The organism is Rhodanobacter glycinis, assembly GCF_006438785.1.
Taxonomy (GTDB): domain Bacteria; phylum Pseudomonadota; class Gammaproteobacteria; order Xanthomonadales; family Rhodanobacteraceae; genus Rhodanobacter; species Rhodanobacter glycinis_A.
In genome coordinates this window covers 42,013-59,766 of sequence record NZ_RCZB01000001.1, presented here as the reverse complement: position 1 = coordinate 59,766, position 17,754 = coordinate 42,013, and the positions used below count along the sequence as shown (strand labels likewise).

17 protein-coding genes and 1 pseudogene are annotated in these 17,754 nt (G+C 65.2%); 5 read left to right on the top strand and 13 right to left on the bottom strand.

Annotation, left to right across the window (positions count from 1 at the left end):
• The first annotated feature begins 6 nt into the window (after window positions 1-6).
• Window positions 7-642 (top strand): helix-turn-helix domain-containing protein, encoded by a 636-nt coding sequence (locus EAH75_RS00315; protein ID WP_140655580.1) that lies wholly within the window; start codon window positions 7-9, stop codon window positions 640-642.
• Between the two features lie 12 nt (window positions 643-654).
• On the opposite strand, the gene EAH75_RS00310 is transcribed toward EAH75_RS00315, so the two are convergent.
• Window positions 655-1,155 carry a GNAT family N-acetyltransferase gene (locus EAH75_RS00310; protein WP_140655765.1) on the bottom strand — a complete coding sequence of 167 codons (501 nt, stop codon included), beginning with the start codon at window positions 1,153-1,155 and terminating at the stop codon, window positions 655-657.
• A 215-nt stretch (window positions 1,156-1,370) separates the two neighbouring features.
• Here EAH75_RS00310 and EAH75_RS00305 point away from each other — a divergent pair, with 215 nt between their 5' ends.
• On the top strand, window positions 1,371-2,840 hold the full coding sequence (locus EAH75_RS00305; RefSeq protein ID WP_140655583.1) for a DUF4139 domain-containing protein: 1,470 nt from the start codon (window positions 1,371-1,373) through the stop codon (window positions 2,838-2,840).
• Window positions 2,841-2,861: 21 nt separating this feature from the next.
• On the top strand, window positions 2,862-3,620 hold the full coding sequence (locus EAH75_RS00300) for an enoyl-CoA hydratase/isomerase family protein (protein ID WP_140655586.1): 759 nt from the start codon (window positions 2,862-2,864) through the stop codon (window positions 3,618-3,620).
• A 37-nt stretch (window positions 3,621-3,657) separates the two neighbouring features.
• On the opposite strand, the gene EAH75_RS00295 is transcribed toward EAH75_RS00300, so the two are convergent.
• From EAH75_RS00295 to EAH75_RS00280, 3 genes and pseudogenes are all read right to left on the bottom strand, one after another.
• Entirely contained in the window at window positions 3,658-4,509 is an 852-nt protein-coding gene (locus tag EAH75_RS00295; protein WP_140655589.1) for a sulfurtransferase, read from the bottom strand.
• Window positions 4,506-5,287: pseudogene (locus EAH75_RS00290) on the bottom strand (NUDIX hydrolase). The gene EAH75_RS00295 and the pseudogene EAH75_RS00290 overlap by 4 nt, the downstream one beginning before the upstream one ends.
• A gap of 27 nt (window positions 5,288-5,314) precedes the next feature.
• On the bottom strand, window positions 5,315-6,040 hold the full coding sequence (locus EAH75_RS00280) for an FKBP-type peptidyl-prolyl cis-trans isomerase (protein ID WP_140655598.1): 726 nt from the start codon (window positions 6,038-6,040) through the stop codon (window positions 5,315-5,317).
• A 166-nt stretch (window positions 6,041-6,206) separates the two neighbouring features.
• Between EAH75_RS00280 and EAH75_RS00275 the strand changes: the two genes are divergently transcribed.
• Window positions 6,207-6,989 carry an enoyl-CoA hydratase-related protein gene (locus EAH75_RS00275; RefSeq protein ID WP_140655601.1) on the top strand — a complete coding sequence of 261 codons (783 nt, stop codon included), beginning with the start codon at window positions 6,207-6,209 and terminating at the stop codon, window positions 6,987-6,989.
• A 23-nt stretch (window positions 6,990-7,012) separates the two neighbouring features.
• On the opposite strand, the gene EAH75_RS00270 is transcribed toward EAH75_RS00275, so the two are convergent.
• The 6 genes from EAH75_RS00270 to EAH75_RS00245 all read right to left on the bottom strand — a co-directional run bounded on the left by EAH75_RS00270 (window position 7,013) and on the right by EAH75_RS00245 (window position 14,415).
• Entirely contained in the window at window positions 7,013-7,924 is a 912-nt protein-coding gene (locus tag EAH75_RS00270) for a DUF1684 domain-containing protein (protein ID WP_140803591.1), read from the bottom strand.
• Window positions 7,908-8,813, bottom strand: a complete 906-nt coding sequence (locus EAH75_RS00265; RefSeq protein WP_140655610.1) for a DUF1684 domain-containing protein — start codon at window positions 8,811-8,813, stop codon at window positions 7,908-7,910. The genes EAH75_RS00270 and EAH75_RS00265 overlap by 17 nt, the downstream gene beginning before the upstream one ends.
• Window positions 8,814-8,847: 34 nt before the next feature.
• Complete coding sequence (gene mutL, locus EAH75_RS00260) at window positions 8,848-10,650, bottom strand: DNA mismatch repair endonuclease MutL (protein ID WP_140655613.1); 1,803 nt, start codon at window positions 10,648-10,650, stop codon at window positions 8,848-8,850.
• A gap of 62 nt (window positions 10,651-10,712) precedes the next feature.
• The gene (locus EAH75_RS00255; protein ID WP_140655617.1) at window positions 10,713-12,236 is read right to left on the bottom strand and encodes an N-acetylmuramoyl-L-alanine amidase; all 1,524 of its coding nucleotides are present in this window, start codon (window positions 12,234-12,236) and stop codon (window positions 10,713-10,715) included.
• A 183-nt stretch (window positions 12,237-12,419) separates the two neighbouring features.
• Entirely contained in the window at window positions 12,420-12,923 is a 504-nt protein-coding gene (gene tsaE, locus EAH75_RS00250; protein ID WP_140803589.1) for a tRNA (adenosine(37)-N6)-threonylcarbamoyltransferase complex ATPase subunit type 1 TsaE, read from the bottom strand.
• Window positions 12,916-14,415 carry an NAD(P)H-hydrate dehydratase gene (locus EAH75_RS00245; protein WP_140803587.1) on the bottom strand — a complete coding sequence of 500 codons (1,500 nt, stop codon included), beginning with the start codon at window positions 14,413-14,415 and terminating at the stop codon, window positions 12,916-12,918. Before EAH75_RS00245 ends, tsaE begins: the two co-directional genes overlap by 8 nt.
• A gap of 39 nt (window positions 14,416-14,454) precedes the next feature.
• Here EAH75_RS00245 and queG point away from each other — a divergent pair, with 39 nt between their 5' ends.
• The gene (gene queG, locus EAH75_RS00240) at window positions 14,455-15,534 is read left to right on the top strand and encodes a tRNA epoxyqueuosine(34) reductase QueG (RefSeq protein WP_140803585.1); all 1,080 of its coding nucleotides are present in this window, start codon (window positions 14,455-14,457) and stop codon (window positions 15,532-15,534) included.
• Window positions 15,535-15,545: 11 nt separating this feature from the next.
• Here queG and panD read toward each other — a convergent pair whose 3' ends face one another.
• From panD to panB, 3 genes are all read right to left on the bottom strand, one after another.
• The gene (gene panD / locus EAH75_RS00235; RefSeq protein WP_140803583.1) at window positions 15,546-15,938 is read right to left on the bottom strand and encodes an aspartate 1-decarboxylase; all 393 of its coding nucleotides are present in this window, start codon (window positions 15,936-15,938) and stop codon (window positions 15,546-15,548) included.
• Window positions 15,939-16,035: 97 nt separating this feature from the next.
• Window positions 16,036-16,881, bottom strand: coding sequence for a pantoate--beta-alanine ligase (gene panC / locus EAH75_RS00230; RefSeq protein ID WP_140655633.1), 846 nt, complete (start codon window positions 16,879-16,881; stop codon window positions 16,036-16,038).
• 18 nt (window positions 16,882-16,899) lie between these two features.
• Window positions 16,900-17,730, bottom strand: coding sequence for a 3-methyl-2-oxobutanoate hydroxymethyltransferase (gene panB, locus EAH75_RS00225; protein WP_140655635.1), 831 nt, complete (start codon window positions 17,728-17,730; stop codon window positions 16,900-16,902).
• Window positions 17,731-17,754: the final 24 nt, after the last annotated feature.

The following is a 17,754-nucleotide window of genomic DNA, read 5'->3' as shown; positions in this document are numbered from 1 at the left end:
CAGCCCATGCGCGCCGCAGCCACCCGTACTTCGTTCATGCTCAGCCCGAGCGGATCGGACCGGGTCGAGACGATCACCGGTGCGCGCCATGCATGGCGCTTCCGGCCGCATTTCCATGCTGGCGACGAGATCGTGCAGGTGCTGGCGGGGCGGGCGCGGCTGCGCCTTCCCATGACCTGCCGGGAGGTCGCCGCTGGCGACACCATCGTGGTGCCCGCCGGCGTGATCCACCGCTTCGAGCCGGTGGATGGCAGTAGTTGGGCCTTTACCTCGCGCTTCGCACCATCCGCTGCGAAGAACGCCTCAAGCGGCAGCTCCCGCGATGCTCTCGGCGCACGGGCCATGGCCCTGCTGGCCGGACGCCCTTCGTTGCACACCGACGTGGAGGCACTCGCGCAGGCCTGCAAAGTTTCCGCCGGTCACCTGGCGCGCGCGTTCCGCCGCGAGACCGACACCAGCCTGCACAACTTTCACGTGTTGCTGGCCGTGCACAAGGCCAAGGCATTGTTGCGCATCCAGGCGCCGATCATCGAAGCGGCACTCGACGCGGGCTTCTACGACCAGGCACATCTCAACCGCGAATTCGTGAAAACATTCGGCATGACCCCCGCCGCCTTCCGTGCGGGTTGGTCTGCTGCGTAGTTCGCGTCTCGCTCAGGTCGTTCCCGGCTCGAGTTCCAGCGCCATGTACAACGTGTCCGGCACCGGGTTGTCGTAATACGGCGCCACCGGACGAAAACCCAGCGCGACATAAAGTTGCCGCGCCGCCTGCATCGAGGCCAGCGTGTCCAGCAGCACGCGCGCATAGCCAGTCCGGGTTGCCCAGGCAATCACCGCCTCGGCCAATCGTCGCCCCAGCGCATGCCCACGCGCCGCAGGCCGCACGTAGAGGCGCTTGATCTCGCACACCCCCGGCTGCGACCAGGGTCGCAACGCCACGCAACCCAGCACCGACCCCGCGCCGTCGCGCGCGATCAGGATCACACCGCGGGGCGGCGCGTACTTGCCCGGCAGTTGCGCCAGCTCCGCGCCCACGTCCTGGAAGGAGAGATCGATGCCGAGACTGTCGATGTATTCCGCGAACAGCCCACGCACGATCTCGATGTCGTTCGGCAGGCGGGCGGGTGCGATGTGGATCGTCATTGGCGTAGGCATGATCGGGTCATCGACAGGGAATTCTCGCGCCACGATAGTGAATCCGTGTTGCCCATGCTTGGACAGTCCTGACCCTGCGGCGACGATGCGAACCGGCGGGGCGCCAAACCGGCGTGGATGCCGGCACTTCTCGGCGCGCGGTGATGCAATCGACGCACGGCATGCATGCGGGATCGCTATCATGACGATCTGCTCTCCACGATGGAACGCGCGCCATGACAACAATACATCGCCCCGCCCTTGCCCTCGCCTGCATCGCCGCCTTGGCCGGCGCCGCCACGGCACATGCCGCCGACAACACCACCTCGCTCACCCTGTACCGCAGCGACAGTGCTGCGCTGTACGCCAGCAACGGCGGTGGCAATGTCGATGACGGCTACGCGGTAGTGCGCGAGCAGCGCGCGCTGACCCTGGCCGCGGGCACGCACGACGTGGTGATCGGTGACTTGCCGGGCTTCCTCGATCCCGAAGCGCTGGCCCTGGGATTTCCCGACAAGGATGCCAAGGTGATCTCGCAGCGACTGCTGCTGGCGCAGGGCGCCAATGCGGCACTGACCGGATTGACCGGCCATACCGTGGACGTACTCGGCAACAGTGGCCAGTCGCTGGCCAGCGGCACCTTGCTGCGTGCGGGTGATGGCCTGCTGGTACGCGACAACAGCGGCAACACTACCCTGGTCAGCAACTATGCCGCCGTGCGCACGACTGGTGCCGATTTCCCGACCGGTTCCAGCCTGAGCCTGCGGGTGGATGCCGCGCGCGCAGGCCAGACCAACGCCGTGCTCAGCTATCCCACATCCGGCCTTGGCTGGCGTGCCGCGTATGTGGCGACTCTGCAACCAGGTGTCGCCTGTCGCATGCAGTTCGAATCACGCGCCAGCATCGCCAACCGCAGCGGCCGCGACTGGCGCCATGCGCAGCTGACCCTGATTGCCGGCGAGCCGAACATGGCCAAGGCGTCGGCACCACGCCCGATGATGGCCATGGCGCGTGGCTTCAACGCGAAGGCCGAAAGTGCCGACATGCCGCAACAGGACAGTGTCGGCGATTACCGCAGCTACACGCTGCCCGCTGCGGTCGACCTGCCCGATGGCAGCGTCAGCCAGGTACCGCTGTACGCAAACCGCGCGCTGGATTGCGAGCGCACCGCGCTGTACGAGAACGGCAACGGCTTCCAGCCGCAGCAACCTATCCTGGCTCGGGACTTCAATCTCGGTGGCGGCAGCGCCATCGTCAGCACCCTGAAGCTGAAGGCGTTCGACAGCTTGCCGGCCGGCTACCTGCGTGTACTCACCGCCGATCGCAACGGCACACCGCAGTTCATCGGCGAAGGTCGCATCAACGACACCCCGAAAGGCACCGATGCGACGATCGCCCTGGGTACCGCATTCGATCTGCGCGCGGAGCGCACGCGTACGGGTTTCAGCGAGGACAAGTCCGGCCACACGATGGACGAGGCATTCCGCATCAACCTCAGCAACGCGGGCGACAGTGCGCGCACGGTGACCGTGCGCGAGCATCCCTCCCGCTGGCGGCAGTGGACACTGATTTCATCCAGCAGCAAGCCCAGCCAGCAGACACCGGACACGCTGGAGTTCCGCGTCGAGGTGCCAGCCAACGGCAAGACCACGCTGGACTATGCCGTGCGCTACAGCTGGACCGACGCCGACAATCCCCAACCGTAAATCATCGAGCCGGAGTTCCCCATGCTCAACATCACCAACCACGACAACGGCATCCGCGAGATCCAGCTGGCCCGACCGCCGGTCAACGCGCTGAACCTGGAACTGCTGCGCGCGCTGCACACCGCCATCGATGACAGCATGCGCGAAAGTGTGCGCGGCATCGTGCTGTCCGGCGCGCAGGGGCTGTTCTCCGCCGGCGTCGACGTGCCCGCGCTGCTGGCACGCGACCGCGCTGGCGTACTTGAGTACTGGCGCGAATTTTTCTCGCTATGCGGCACGCTGGCCCGCGCACCGATTCCGTTGGTTGCGGCGATCACCGGCCACAGCCCGGCCGGCGGTGCGGTGCTGGCATTGTTCTGCGATTACCGTGTAATGGCCGAAGGCGCGTACCGGATCGGCCTGAACGAAGTACAGGTGGGACTGATCGTGCCCGAGGCGATCCAGCTGGCGTTGCGTCGCGTGGTCGGCACTTACCGCGCCGAACGGCTGCTGGTTTCCGGCGCCATGATCGAGGCATCCGAAGCGCTGGCCTGCGGCTTCGTCGATGAACTCACCGGTGTCGACCAGGTCACCACACGTGCACTGCGCTGGCTGGGTGAATTGCTGGCATTGCCGACGCACGCGATGCTCGCCACCCGCACACTGGCGCGTGCGGACCTCGCTGCGGCTTACGCCGACCTGGATGCGTTGCCGCTGGAAGACTTCACCGATGCGTTCTTCCACCCACAGACGCAGGCGGTGTTGCAACAGCTGGTGGCACGACTGAAAGAAAAAAAGTGAGCCTGGTGCAGGAGCTCGCTGGCGGGTTCCTGCAAGATCAGCCCTTGGCGACCGCCCGCGTTGGATCGCTGACCCAGCCGCTCCACGACGGCGCGTAAAGCCGTGAGCCGTGCAGCCCGGCATGCTCCATCGCCAGCAGATTGTGGCAGGCAGTGACGCCGGAGCCACACATGTGCACCACCTGCGAGGGCGCAGTCGAACCGAGCACGGCCGTGAATTCGTCACGCAACTGCGCGGCCGGCTTGAAGCGGCCATCGCTGCCAAGGTTGTCGGCGAACGGCCGGTTCAGCGCGCCGGGTACATGGCCGCCGACCCGATCCAGCGGCTCGACGTCGCCGCGATAACGCGGTGTCGCGCGTGCATCCAGCAACCGACCCGACGCGCCGCCCAGCAGCACGGCATGATCAAGCAGCACCTGGCTCTCGTCGTAACGGAGGGAAACTCGCGTGGCGGTTCGCGCGGCGGCCGCGCCGGATTCGACCGGCAGGCCTGCCGCCAGCCACGCGGCGTAGCCGCCATCAAGCACAGCCACCTCATGCACGCCGACCAGTCGCAGCAGCCACCACAGCCGCGCCGCGGCCAGCGCACCGCTGCCAGCGTCATAGCTCACCACCTGCATGCCCGCATGCCAGCCCCAGCGCGACAGCAGCGCGTTGAACGCCGGCTCCAGTGGCAACGGATGCCGGCCGAGGCCTTCGGCCTGGCGCGACAGGTCGGACAGGTCGTGATCGAGGCTGGCGAATACGGCACCGGGGATATGGCCATCCAGATAGTCGCGACCACCCTTGGCCGGATCGGCCAGATCGAAGCGGCAATCCACGATCAGCACTTCGTGCGGCGGCCATGCGGCCAGTTCCGTCGCGTCGATCAAGGTAGTCTTGAGCGTCATGTGCGTCCCATCCTCTGCAGCAGGTTGAACAGCATCGCGGCGGTGGCACCCCATATGCGATGGCCACCATGGACGAACTCCACCATCGGCCGGTGGCGGCCGCGAAACTCCATCGTATAGCGGCGCAGGTTCGCCGGTTCCAGCAGGAAGGCCAGCGGCACCTCGAACACCTCCGCGACTTCGTCAGGTGCCGGATACAGCTGTGCTTCGGTGGCAATCTTCGCCACCACCGGCGTGATGCAGAAGCCACTGATCGTCTCGAAGCAATCCAGATAGCCCAGCGGCATCACCAGAGCGCGATCCAGGCCGATCTCCTCTTCGCTTTCGCGCAGGGCGGTGGTCAACGCATCGTCATCAGCCGGATCGCTGCGACCACCGGGGAATGCCACCTGGCCGGCGTGTGCCTGCAAGTGATCGGTGCGGACGGTCAGTACCAACCGTGGTTGAACGCCCTCGCGAAAACCGACCAGCACGGCGGCTGGCTCGCGTTTGCTGTGGCCCAGCAGTTCGGTCATGTCCGCGTGATTCCAACCCGGCGCCGTCGGCGGTGTCGACAGCGGCAGCAGCGCGTTGATCAGCGCATCCATCACGACAACTTGCGCTCAGGCAGGATCACCTGCATCACGTGCAGCCGCTCCGCATCACTCATCGCGCGCCAGCGACCGATCTCCTCACCGGTGCGCTGACAGCCCACGCAATACCCGCGCCCGTCCAGTCGGCAGATGCCGATGCAGGGAGTCAATGGCAGAGTTTCGACAGGGTTCGGGGCGTTCGACATGCCCCATCATGCTACCACTGGAGTGGATCAGGGCTTGCCGGCAGCGGCCTTGGTATCGAGCAGTTCGATCTCGAACACCAGCGCTTCGTTCGGACCAATCCGCGGCAGCTGGCCATTTTCGCCATAGGCCAACTGGGGTGGGATCACCACTTTCCAGCGATCGCCCACGTGCATGCGCGGGAGCACGTCCTGCCAGCCGGGGAGCACCTTGTTGACGGTGAAACTCACCGGTGCGCCGTGCGCCCAGGTGCTGTCGAATTCGGTGCCGTCGATCAACATGCCGCGGTAATTCACGGTGACCACGCTGGTCACGGTCGGACTGATGCCGGTACCGCCGCTCAGCACGGCGTACTGGATACCCGACGGCAACTGCACCACGCCGGGCTGCTGCCGGTTGCGCGCCATGTAAGCAGCGCTCTTGCGCGCGTTGACCGCGGCAATGTGCTTGAACTGAGCCAGCGCATCGGCGTGCATCTGCTGATCCAGCCGCTGCAGTTGCAAATGCATGTCCTGCATCGACACCGTCGGATGACGCTTGGCATAGGCATCCTGAATCGCCCGCACCAGCACGGGAATATCCACCTCCGGTTTGCCGTCCGCGAACTGGCTGCCGATCTGGTAACCGATCGCGTAGGACAGTTTTGCCTTGTCGGGCTTCGCCGGAGTGGCTGCCGCCGGCAACCGGCTCTGCGCATGCACCACGCCCCCCAGCAACAGCGACATGCCGAGGAGACCGCAACGCAGATATGTCATGCCTTTCTCCACCGGGCCTTTCCCTAACTCGACAGTCGATCCTGACGGACCATCCTAAGCGGTTCGCCGGATTCATGCAGCGATGGCGCCCGTGGCTTGAGAACCCCCCCAGCGACAAAGGTTCCCGCTGCTACCATCGCGTTTTTGCATCCATCGGGAGTCGCTCATGGCTTATCGCAACCTGGAAATCAGCAATCGCGGTGCGGTACACACGATCATCGTCAACCGCCCCGACAAGCTCAACGCGCTGAACCGCGACACACTCAACGAGTTGACCATCGCGTTTACACAAGCGGCGCAGGATGACGCCGTGCGCGCGGTGGTATTGACCGGTGCGGGCGAGAAGGCGTTCGTTGCCGGCGCCGATATCGCCGAAATGAACGGCTATACGCCGGTACAGGCGCAGGGCTTCTCGCGTACCGGCCAGCGCCTGATGAGCTCGATCGAGCGGCTCGGCAAGCCGGTGATCGCGCGCATCCAGGGTTTCGCGCTTGGTGGCGGCATGGAGCTGGCGATGGCTTGCCACCTGCGCGTGGCCAGCGAGAAAGCGAAGTTCGGCCAGCCGGAAATCAACCTCGGCCTGATACCCGGCTTCGGTGGCACCCAGCGCCTGCTGCGTCTGGCCGGCCGCGGCGCCGCGCTGGAGCTGTGCCTGACCGGTGCGCCAATCAATGCGCAACGCGCGTATGAACTGGGCATCGTCACCCGCGTGGTTGCGCCCGAGGCGCTGGATGAAGCGGTGAACGCACTGGCCGACCAGCTCGCCGGCGCCGCGCCGCTGGCCGCCGCAGGCATTCTCGATGCTGTACTGCAAGGCGGCGAAGCCAGTATCGATCAGGGCCTGGAGTTCGAGACGCAAGGTTTCGCGCTGGCGTTTTCCACCGAGGACATGCGTGAAGGCACCACGGCGTTTCTGGAAAAGCGCAAGGCCGTATTCACGGGGCGTTGAGCGAACCCTCGCGTGGCGGTGGCTCAGTGCTCACCGCCACGAAACTTTTTTTCGCCCGCCGTCACCGACAGCTTCAGCCGGTTCTCCGGCGGGGCCAGCGGGCACACGACGTGCGGCGTGATCGCGCATGGCGGGTTTTGCGCGAGATTGAAATCCAGCAGCACCTTGCCGTTCTTCGGCATCGCGGCATACAGGAACCGCGCGCCACCGTAGGTCAGTTTGCCGGCCGTGCGATCGGTGAACACGAAGAACAACTGGCCGTCCTCGTCGATCGGCAACAGCTCGTAAGTGTGGCCGTCGCGCTGGAACACGGCCTTGCCCGCAATCGGCGTATCGCTCTCGGTGCCGGTGACGTAGGCCACCTTCAGCGCATGCGGCTGCGCGAATGGCACCCAGTCCGCCTCGATTCGCCATGACGGATCGATCGGGAAATAATCGAAGCCCGGAAAATGCGCGCGCAGCGGTGCGTCGTTGTCCTTCACCCGCAGACCACGCTGCGTGCCATTCTCCACCACATACAGATAGCTGCTGCCAAAACTCACGCGGGTAGGTTGCTGCTTGCCCCCGTCGCCTTGTGTCCGCAGCTCGCTGATCGACGTCGCGGCCGGGTGTCCATCGATGCTGACGTCGCGGGTTTCGACAAGCCGCAAGTGCACCCGTGCATATGCATCCAGGTTCAGTACGCCCAGATGCGCTGGCGCACCGGGAATCCGGAAGCGATTGTCCTCTGCGCTGCCCACAGCGTTGTCGCCGGGCAGCAACCAGCCTGAAGCGGTGAGTGCCAGATAGCCGTCCGGACGTTTCAGCTCATCGACACGTTGGGCACGTGCCCTGGTCACCGAGCTGGCGTAATCGGCTGGCGTGGCGGCGAACGCATTGAATGACGCCAGCAGCGTCAGCGCGATAACCGCGCACCACTCAGTGAAGCGAGCCACGGTAGTTTTTCTCGCCCGCGGTCACGCGCAGATCCAGCCGGTTTTCCGGCGGCGCCAGCGGACAGGTGGCGAATGCCGTGAACGCGCACGGCGGGTTGTACGCCTTGTTGAAATCGAGCACGACTTTGCCGTCTTTCGGTGGATCGATGTACAGGAAACGCGCGGCTCCGTAGGTCTCCTTGCCACTGGTGCGATCGGCGAACACGATGAAGTACTGGGCGTCGCCCGGCACTTCGATCACCGGCAGAATCTCGAAATGTTTGCCGTCGCGGGTGAACTCCAGTTTGCCCGGCACCGGATACTTGTCGATCGTGCCGATCACCGAGCCCATCTCCAGCGTTTCGCCTGGCTTGGCCGGCACCCAGGTTGCCTCGATCCGCCACAACGGATCGATCGCAAACGAGTCGATGCCGAGGAAGTGCTTGCGGCTGGACGCTTCACTATCCTTCACCCGCAGCCCCTTGCGGCCATCCCGATCGATCACATAGAAGCTTGCAGTACCAAAACTCACCGTGGTCGGAGTGCCGTCGCCGGCCTTCATGTCGTCGATCAGCGTGGCCTCATGTGCCGGCTTGCCATCGATCAACGCGCCGCTGTCGCTGGCCAGCACGAGATGCACGTCACCGTTGCTGGTCAGGTTTGCCACACCGAGATGCGCCGGGCCGGCCTGCAGCACGATGTCGTTGTCGGCCGCACTGCCGATGCGATTGGCGCCGTCCTTCAGCCATTCCAGACCGATCAGGCTCAGCCAACCGTCCGGCGCAGTCAGCCGCTCGACCCGGCCGGTGTGCCATTGCTCAATGCTTTGTTTGTAACTGTCAGTATCGGTGGCATGCACGGTGGCAACTCCCAGAATGGTGGCGGCAACAAACAGGCTGGTACGGATCATCGGTATCTCCAGCGAAACAACTACAGATAGCGCGTCAGCGGCCGCGCATGAACAACTTGTCGAGCTCGGCCAGACTCAGCTGGACCCAGGTCGGCCGACCGTGGTTGCATTGTCCAGAACGTTCGGTTGCTTCCATCTCGCGCAGCAGCGCATTCATTTCCGGAAGGCCCAGCCGCCGCCCGGCGCGTACCGAACCGTGACAAGCCATCGTCGAGAGCAATTCGTTCTCCAGCTCCTGCAACCGGCGCGAGCTGCCGTGCTGGGCCAGCTCGGACAACACATCGCGACTGAGCTGACCGACATCCGCACCTTCCAGCAAGGCGGGAATGCGCCGCACCACGATCTGCGCCGGACCACTGCGTGACAATTCCAGCCCCCACTCGGTCAGCGCCTCGGCGTGCTCTTCTGCGGCGGCGGCTTCCTTTGCACTGACCGCGATGCTGAGCGGTACCAGCAGCATCTGCGAACGCAGGTTGCTGGTGCCGCGGCCATTCTTCAATTTCTCGTAGGTGATGCGTTCGTGTGCCGCGTGCATGTCCACCAGCACCAGCCCATGCGCATTCTCGGCCAGCACAAAGATGGATTTCAGCTGCGCGATCGCAAAGCCGAGCGGCGGTGTTTCGCCCTCCTCGGCGGCAGGCATCGGTGTGTAGGCAACCGACGTTGAAGATGCTTCGCCAAGCAGAGCGGCGTAGCTGGCCAATGGCGCATCGCGCACACCCAGGTTCAACCGGTTCTGGCTGAACTGCCCGGGCCACGCTGTTGCCGCGGAACTCGCGGCATGCGAACCCTCGGCAATCGCCATCGGCTCCGTCGCTGGCAGCGTGTTCAGCCCGGCTCGCGTCTGTGCCAGGGCCTCATGCAAGGTGCGGTACAGGAAATCGTGGACCAGCCGTTGCTCGCGGAAGCGCACTTCCTGCTTGGCGGGATGCACGTTCACGTCGACACCGGCCGGGTCGAGCTCCAGATACAGCACGAACGCGGCATGACGACCGTGGAACAACACATCGGCATACGCCTGGCGCACCGCGTGGGCAACGATGCGGTCGCGCACCAGCCGACCATTGACGTAGAAATACTGGGAGTCGGCCTGCGCGCGCGATGCGGTCGGCAGGCCGACCCAGCCGGACAGATGCAGGCCGGCCATCGCGTGATCGACGCGCAGGCTCTGTGCCGGAAATTCCTCGCCGAGCACCTCGGCCACCCGCTGCAACGCCGCCTGCTCGTCGCGGGCGGCTTTCAGGATGCGTACCGGCTTGCCGTTATGACTGAGCCGGAACTCCACCGCGCCGCGCGCCAGCGCCAGCGACTTCAGCAGGTCGTCGATGTGCGCGAACTCGGTGCGTTCTGCGCGCATGAATTTCCGCCGCGCCGGCACGTTGTAGAACAGGTCGCGCACTTCCACGCTGGTGCCTTGCGGATGCTGCGCCGGGCGCGCCGCCTGCAGCTTGCCGCCATCGACCTCGATGCGGAATGCCGCGTCCTGATCGCGTGCGCGCGAAGTCAGCGCGAAACGCGATACCGACGACACCGAAGCCAGCGCCTCGCCACGAAAACCCATGCTGGCGACGTGTTCCAGATCGTCAAAGCTGCCAATCTTGCTGGTCGCATGCGACGCAACCGCCAACGGCAACTCGTCGACATGGATGCCGCCACCATCGTCGCGTACGCGGATCAGCCGTGCGCCGCCAGCCTCGATGTCCACCTCGATGCGGCTGGCGCCGGCGTCAAGACTGTTCTCGACCAGCTCCTTGACCACCGAGGACGGCCGCTCGATGACCTCGCCGGCGGCGATCTGGTTGATGAGTTCAGGGGGAAGCAGGCGGATCACAGTCATCTGCGAACTTTAGCAGTGAACGACGGCAACGCTGCCGTGATCGGGTCGCAGATCGGTTGAAGTCAGCCGGTGGGAATGGCCAGGACCGCGCCGGCACGCACCGTATCGCTGCTCAACTGGTTGGCATTTTTCAGCGCGCCGACACTGATGCCGTATTGACGCGCAATGCTGCGCAGGCTTTCGCCACGACCGACCCGGTGCACGTCACGTACGCCGTCATCCGCGGAGGGCGCCGGATTGCGGGCCAGAGTGACCTGATCCTTGCCGGTGGCCTTCACGACAGTGCTCCTGCCGACACTTGCCGCCTTGCCCGACGCCAGTTCGACGCCGTTGCGGCGCGTCGCCTGTGCGGCGAACCAGGTACCCGGTGGCGGCGTCGACTCGAAATAATTCTTCACACCGCCCATCACGGCTTCGGCGAGCTGTTTCTGATGCGCCGGATCACGCAACTTGCGTTCTTCGGCCGGGTTGCTGATGAAGGCTGTCTCGACCAGGATCGACGGCACGTCCGGCGAACGCAGCACCACGAAATTCGCCCGTTCGACATAGCCTCGATGAGTCGGCCCGAGCATGCCCAGTGCCTTGAGCACATTGCCGGCGACCATATCGCTGGCTTGCATCGCCCAGCCCTGTTGCAGGTCCAGCAGCACCTTGGCCAGGCCATCGTCCTTGTCGTCCAGCGTGATACCGCCGATCAGGTCGGCGCGGTTCTCGCTATCGGCGAGCCAGCGCGCGGCCGTGCTGGTCTTGCCGCGCGGCGACAGCACCCACACCGACGAGCCCTTGGCGTCATCGCTGGTGAAGGCATCGGCGTGGATCGACACGAACAGATCGGCATTGTTTTCGCGGGCGATGCGATAGCGCTGCGTGAGCGGAATGAAAAAGTCGCCATCGCGCGTAAGCACCGCTTTCATGCCCGGCTGGCGATTGATTTCCGCCGCAAGATTGCGCGCCACGGCCAGCGTGACATTCTTCTCCAGCGTGCCGCCGGGGCCGTGCGAACCGGGATCCTTGCCGCCATGACCGGCATCGATCGCCACCACCACGGCGCGCTGGCCATTCAGCATGGCCGCAGCCTGCTCGGTGGCGACTCGACCGCTGTGAGTGGGATTGCTGTACTGCGGAATCACCACCGGCGCCGCCACTGTGGTGGCTGGCGGGTGTTGGGCAGTGCTGACGGTCTCGATGCGGTTGCCGGGGTAGATATCCAGCACCAGACGATAGTCCGTACCACTGGCCGGCTTCAGCACGAAGCTTTTCAGGCGGCTGTCCGGATCGACCTTGGCGGTCAGTTGCAGGCGATCCCCGATACGGGCATGACTCATGCCCCGATAAAGCCCCTGGGCGGTGGGATCGGAAAAGTCCTGCGTCACCCGGCTGTTCGGCAGATCGACCACGACCTGGCCATCCTTCTGACTCACCGTGTAATGCAGCGGGCCGGATGCATCGAGTACCAGGCGGGTGTAATCCGGACCAGCCCAGACCCGGGCGTCCTTCAGATCGGCCGCCCGAACCGCCCACACCGGCGTGATCGCCAGGATGGCGACGGCAACTAATCCACCCAAATTGTTCAGGTAACCCCTCATGAGCCGCATTGAAACGCAGTCATTCACTGAATGCAAGCGGATTTTCCCTTGAATTTCCATAACCTGCGGATCATTTATCAGGCTACATCAAGTTATCGACCGCAAGTCGCGCATTCCGCACAGATCCTTGCCCGAATCAGCGACCAGACAATTTCTCAAGGGGAAATCGGCACTTAACCGCGTTCAAGGCAGCCGTGCCAGCAGCCTTTCACCATGAGCGGTGAACGCTCGCAGCAACGCCTGGCGCCCCTGCCCCGCATAATCCAGGCGCAATTCGAGATCCGCCGCGGGCAAGGCGCCCGCCCCGCGTTCGGGCCATTCCACCAGCACCAGTGCAGCCGGATCGGCCAGTGCGTCCAGGCCCAGCCATTCCAGTTCGCCGGGATCGGCAATCCGGTAAAGGTCCAGATGCCAGGCCGGCCGCCCCCGCGCCATGTAGCCCTCGACCAGGCTGTAGGTCGGGCTCTTGACCCGCTCGCCGACGCCAAGGGCGGTCAGCAAGGCGCGTGCAAAGCTGGTCTTGCCGGCGCCGAGCGGACCATGCAGGTAGAGCACCAGCCCGTCGTCCAGCACACGCGCCAACCGCGCGGCCAGGGCAGCGGTGGCCGCCTCATCGGACAGTGACCACTCCCGTCCGTATTCGATATGGCCCGGGTTGGCAGGGCCTGGCCCGGTTTGTTCAGTCATGCTCACGCTCGCGACCCGACACACCATTGCCCAGCGCACGCAGCGGCGCCAGCAGGTCGCTGGCCAGCAATCCGCGCTCGCCCAGTTGCGCGGCCCGGTCGCCGGCACGCGCATGCAGCCCCACGCCGAGGCAGGCGGCCTGCCAGGCGCTGCAACCCTGTGCAAGCAGGGCCGCCACGACGCCGGTGAGCAGATCGCCCATGCCGCCGGAGGCCATCCCGGGGTTGCCCCACGGACAGACATCCAGACGTCCATCCGGATCGGCAATCAAACTGCCGGCACCTTTCAATACCGCCACTGCCCCATAGCGGCTGGACAGTTCGCGCACGGCCGCAAAGCGATCATGCTCGACCTCGGCCGTGGACACGCCAAGCAACCGTGCTGCCTCGCCCGGATGGGGCGTCAATATCGTCGGCGCGCTGAACCGGCGCTGCTCGCGTGCCAGCAGGTTCAGTCCGTCGGCATCGAGTACCAGTGGCTTGTTCGCGTCCAGCGCGGTAAGCCATAGCGCATGCCCCCATGCGGCTTGCCCCAGACCCGGACCGAGTGCCAGCACGCTGGCTCGTTCGAGCATCGGCGCCAGCGCTTGCGGGCCATCGACACCATGCACCATCAGTTCCGGCCGCGTGGCATTCAGGGCAAACACATGCTCGGCGCGCGTCGCCACGCTCACCAGGCCGGCGCCACCGCGCAAGGCCGATTCGCCTGCCAGCCGCGCCGCGCCGGCCATGCCGTGCTCGCCGCCGATCACCAGCACGTGGCCGTTGTCGCCCTTGTTCGCGTAACGCATGCGCCGCGGCAGGACCTCGGCGACCAGCAAGCGTGCGTCCGGCGCAATATCCGCGTACACGCTGTCGGGCACGCCCAGAGTTGCCAGCTCGAGTACACCGACATGGTCGGCCGCCCGGCCCGTGTGCAATCCACGTTTTCCTGCAATGAACGTCACGGTGACATCGGCGCGGATCGCCGCACCAGCACAGTGGCCAGTATCGGTATCCAGTCCGCTGGGCACATCCAGCGCCAACACCGGCTGGCCGCTGCAGTTGACCTGTTCGATCAGCCGCGCCGCCGCGGCTTCGGGGGCGCGGTGCAGACCGATGCCATAAAGCGCATCCACGTGCAGCTCGGCATCGGGCAGCGTGTCGTCGTCGCCGACCCATTGCACTCGGCCGCCGCCGGCCACCCATGCCTGACGCGCGATGGCAGCGTCACCGTGCGAGGCAGCCGTCAATGCAGTCAGCTCAACCTGCAGTCCTGCCTCGCGCGCCAGTAGGCCGAGCAGGAAGCCATCGCCACCGTTGTTGCCGGGCCCGCAGTGGATGCAGATGTGCCGCAGCTGCGGCCAGTGGCGACGCAGACTGTTCAGCGCGGCACTCGCGGCGCGACGCATCAACTCCTGACCAGTAAGTCCCAAGGCAGCCAATGCTGCGCGCTCCATCTGGCGCAACTGCTCGACGGTATGGAGATCGCGGCTGTAAGGATGGGTCGGCATGCGTGAATTATAGGCACGGGCCGCCTCTACAATAGCCGGATGTCCAGCACCGACATTCGCAGCACACCCGACTACGCCGCTCTCGCCCGCGACATCAAGCACTGGGCGAGCGAACTGGGTTTTGCCGACGCCGGCATCAGCGGCACCGACCTGGGCGAGGACGAGCAGCACCTCGAACGCTGGCTCGAACACGGCCACCATGGCGAAATGGAGTACATGGCGCGTCATGGCACCCGTCGCGCGCGACCGGCCGAACTGGAGCCTGGCACGCAACGCGTCATCTCGGTGCGCATGGATTACATTCCGCCCGGCACCGCCAACGCCTGGAGCGTGTTGCAGGATGCCGAAGCCGGCTACGTATCGCGCTACGCGCTGGGGCGCGACTATCACAAGCTGATGCGCAACCGGCTGCAGAAGCTGGCCGAGCGCATCCATGCCGTGGTCGGCGATTTCGGCTATCGGGCCTACGTGGACTCCGCGCCGGTGCTGGAGAAGGCACTGGCGCGCAACGCGGGGCTGGGCTGGATCGGCAAACACACCGTGTTAATCAACCGTCACGCCGGCTCGTATTTCTTTCTCGGCGAGCTGTACACGGACCTGCCGTTGCCGGTGGACGAACCGGCCAGCGCGCATTGCGGCAGTTGCAGCCGCTGCATCGAGATCTGTCCGACCCAGGCGATACTTGGCCCTTACCGGCTGGATGCGAAACGCTGCATTTCCTATCTCACGATCGAGCTCAGGGGCAGCATCCCGGAAGACCTGCGCGCACCGTTGGGCAACCGCATTTTCGGTTGCGATGATTGCCAGCTGGTGTGCCCGTGGAACAAGTTCGCGCAGGCAACCGCCGAGCCGGATTTTGCTCCGCGACACAGCCTCGACGGCGCGAAGCTGATCGACCTGTTCGCCTGGAGCGAGGAAGAATTCCTCAAGCGTACCGAAGGCATGGCGATCCGCCGCACCGGCTACGAAGGCTGGCTGCGCAATATCGCGGTGGCACTGGGCAATGCGCCGCCGTCAACGAGCGTGCGCGAAGCGCTTGGGGCCCGCGCCGATCATCCATCGGCGATCGTGCGCGAGCATGTGGCGTGGGCGCTGGCGAAGCAGCAAAACCCGGCGTGAACTTGCGCGGCTCAGGCCGCGGCCATCTGCTTCGGAATCGAGCGGTTGGTGTGGCTGATGCGGTTGCCGGCGCCGGCGGCAATGTAGACGCAGGTGGGCTGGTACTGCTCCAGCTCGGCTTCGCTCAATTGCACGAACGCGGCAATGATGATGATGTCGCCAGCCTGGGCGCTGCGCGCGGCGCTGCCGTTCACTGAGATGATGCCTGAGCCTTCCTCGGCACGCAGTGCATAGGTGACAAAGCGCTGACCGCTGTTGACGTTCCAGGCGTGGATCTGCTCGTACTCGCGGATGCCCGAGGCGTCCAGCAGCAGCCCGTCGATTGCGATCGAGCCTTCGTAGTGCAACTCCGCGTGGGTCACGGTGGCGCGATGGATCTTGGCCTTGAGCATGTTCAGGTGCATGACGTTCTTTCCCGCAGGATTCTGCAAAGTCGGCGATTATCGAACCGATCACGTTGCACCGCAACATCATCGGTATCGGCAGCGATATGCGGGCAGCTCAGTCGAACAGCAAGTTGTCGATCAGACGGGTGCTGCCCAGGCGCGCCGCGATCAGCGCGATGAGGCCGCCGCGCTCGCCTTCGGCCGGTTCGGCCAAATCTTCGGCACGGCGGATCACCACGTAATCAGGGATGAATCCGGCACGGGTCAGCCGCGCGGCAGCAGTCTGCTCCAGCGCCTGCCATGGATGGCCTTGGTCCAGCAGTTCGCGCATTTTAAGCAACGTATCGTGGATCAACGGCGCACGTGCGCGTTCCGCGGCGGACAGGTACTGGTTTCGCGAGCTCAAGGCCAGCCCGTCCTCGGCGCGCAAGGTCGGCGCGGCCATCACCTTCACCGGCAACGACAGGTCACGCACCATCCGCTCGATCACCTTCAGCTGCTGGAAATCCTTCTGGCCGAATACCGCCAGATCGGGCTGCACCAGGTTGAACAGCTTGCACACGACCGTGGCCACGCCATCGAAATGCCCGGGTCGGTGCGCACCTTCCAGCGTGTCGGTGATCTGCGGCACGCGCAAGCTGACGCTGTGCTCGGCGCCAAACGGATAGATCGTCGCCACATCCGGCGCGAACAGCAGATCGCAATCCTCATCGGCCAGCGCGGCCTGATCCTGCACCAGCGTGCGTGGATAGCGTTCGAAATCCTCGTTCGGACCGAACTGCGTGGGGTTGACGAAGACGCTGGCAACCACCCGCTCGGTGCGCGCCCGCGCCAGCTTGATCAGCGACTGATGACCGGCGTGCAGATTGCCCAGGGTCGGCACGAACCCCACTGTCTGGCCTTTCGCCCGCCAGCCGCGGATCGCGGCGCGCAAGGCAGCGGCATCTTGTACGGTCTGCATGGTGCGTTGACTCGCTGATCAGTTGAAACAATGCTCGGGCGCCGGAAACACGCCGCTGCGCACGTCTGCTGCATACGCCGCGATGGCCGCGCCGACAGAATCCCGTCCGGCCAGAAAATCCTTGCTGAATTTCGGTCGCTTGCCCGGGGTGATGCCGAGCATGTCATGGATCACCAGCACCTGCCCGTCGCAATGCGGGCCTGCACCGATGCCGATCACCGGGATGCTCAGGGCCGCGGTCACCCGCTTGCCCAACTCGACCGGCACGCCTTCCATTACCAGCAGATCCGCACCGGCCGCCTGCACCGTCAGTGCCTCGGCCAGCACGCGGTCGGCGGCCGCCTGCTCGCGGCCCTGGATGCGAAACCCGCCGAACTTGTGCACCGATTGCGGCGTCAACCCCAGATGCGCGCAAACCGGGATTGCGCGCGCGGTCAGTGCCGCGATCGCCTCAAGGATATGCGGCGCCGCGCCTTCGATCTTCACCATGGCCGCGCCCGCTTCGCCAACGAGTCGTGCACCGGCCTGAAGCACATGGGAGATATCGCGATCGGCCATGAACGGCAGGTCGGCCACCAGCAGGGTCGCCGACAGCCCGCGAGCCACTGCGGCGGTGTGATAGACCATATGGTCGAGCGTGACCGGCAACGTGCTGCGGTGCCCCTGCACCACCATGCCCAGCGAATCGCCGACCAGCGCGATATCGACCCCAGCTGCCTCCAGCTGCCAGGCGAAACTGGCGTCATAGGCGGTGAGCATGACAATGCGCTGTCCCTGCGTCTTCATGGCCAGCAGACCCGGCACGGTCACCGGTTTGCGGTCGGGGACATTCGCGTTTTGCACGTACACGGCAATTCCTGATCGGGTAAACGG

Excerpts from the sequence above, each read along its gene's own strand:
- tsaE (WP_140803589.1), bottom strand. The coding sequence starts at position 12,923 with ATGACTGAACAAACCGGGCCAGGCCCTGCCAACCCGGGCCATATCGAA.
- EAH75_RS00315 (WP_140655580.1), top strand. The coding sequence starts at position 7 with ATGCGCGCCGCAGCCACCCGTACTTCGTTCATGCTCAGCCCGAGCGGA.
- EAH75_RS00255 (WP_140655617.1), bottom strand. The coding sequence starts at position 12,236 with ATGAGGGGTTACCTGAACAATTTGGGTGGATTAGTTGCCGTCGCCATC.
- queG (WP_140803585.1), top strand. The coding sequence starts at position 14,455 with ATGTCCAGCACCGACATTCGCAGCACACCCGACTACGCCGCTCTCGCC.
- EAH75_RS00305 (WP_140655583.1), top strand. The coding sequence starts at position 1,371 with ATGACAACAATACATCGCCCCGCCCTTGCCCTCGCCTGCATCGCCGCC.
- EAH75_RS00275 (WP_140655601.1), top strand. The coding sequence starts at position 6,207 with ATGGCTTATCGCAACCTGGAAATCAGCAATCGCGGTGCGGTACACACG.
- panC (WP_140655633.1), bottom strand. The coding sequence starts at position 16,881 with ATGCAGACCGTACAAGATGCCGCTGCCTTGCGCGCCGCGATCCGCGGC.
- EAH75_RS00300 (WP_140655586.1), top strand. The coding sequence starts at position 2,862 with ATGCTCAACATCACCAACCACGACAACGGCATCCGCGAGATCCAGCTG.
- EAH75_RS00310 (WP_140655765.1), bottom strand. The coding sequence starts at position 1,155 with ATGCCTACGCCAATGACGATCCACATCGCACCCGCCCGCCTGCCGAAC.
- mutL (WP_140655613.1), bottom strand. The coding sequence starts at position 10,650 with ATGACTGTGATCCGCCTGCTTCCCCCTGAACTCATCAACCAGATCGCC.
- EAH75_RS00295 (WP_140655589.1), bottom strand. The coding sequence starts at position 4,509 with ATGACGCTCAAGACTACCTTGATCGACGCGACGGAACTGGCCGCATGG.
- EAH75_RS00265 (WP_140655610.1), bottom strand. The coding sequence starts at position 8,813 with ATGATCCGTACCAGCCTGTTTGTTGCCGCCACCATTCTGGGAGTTGCC.
- EAH75_RS00280 (WP_140655598.1), bottom strand. The coding sequence starts at position 6,040 with ATGACATATCTGCGTTGCGGTCTCCTCGGCATGTCGCTGTTGCTGGGG.
- EAH75_RS00245 (WP_140803587.1), bottom strand. The coding sequence starts at position 14,415 with ATGCCGACCCATCCTTACAGCCGCGATCTCCATACCGTCGAGCAGTTG.
- panD (WP_140803583.1), bottom strand. The coding sequence starts at position 15,938 with ATGCACCTGAACATGCTCAAGGCCAAGATCCATCGCGCCACCGTGACC.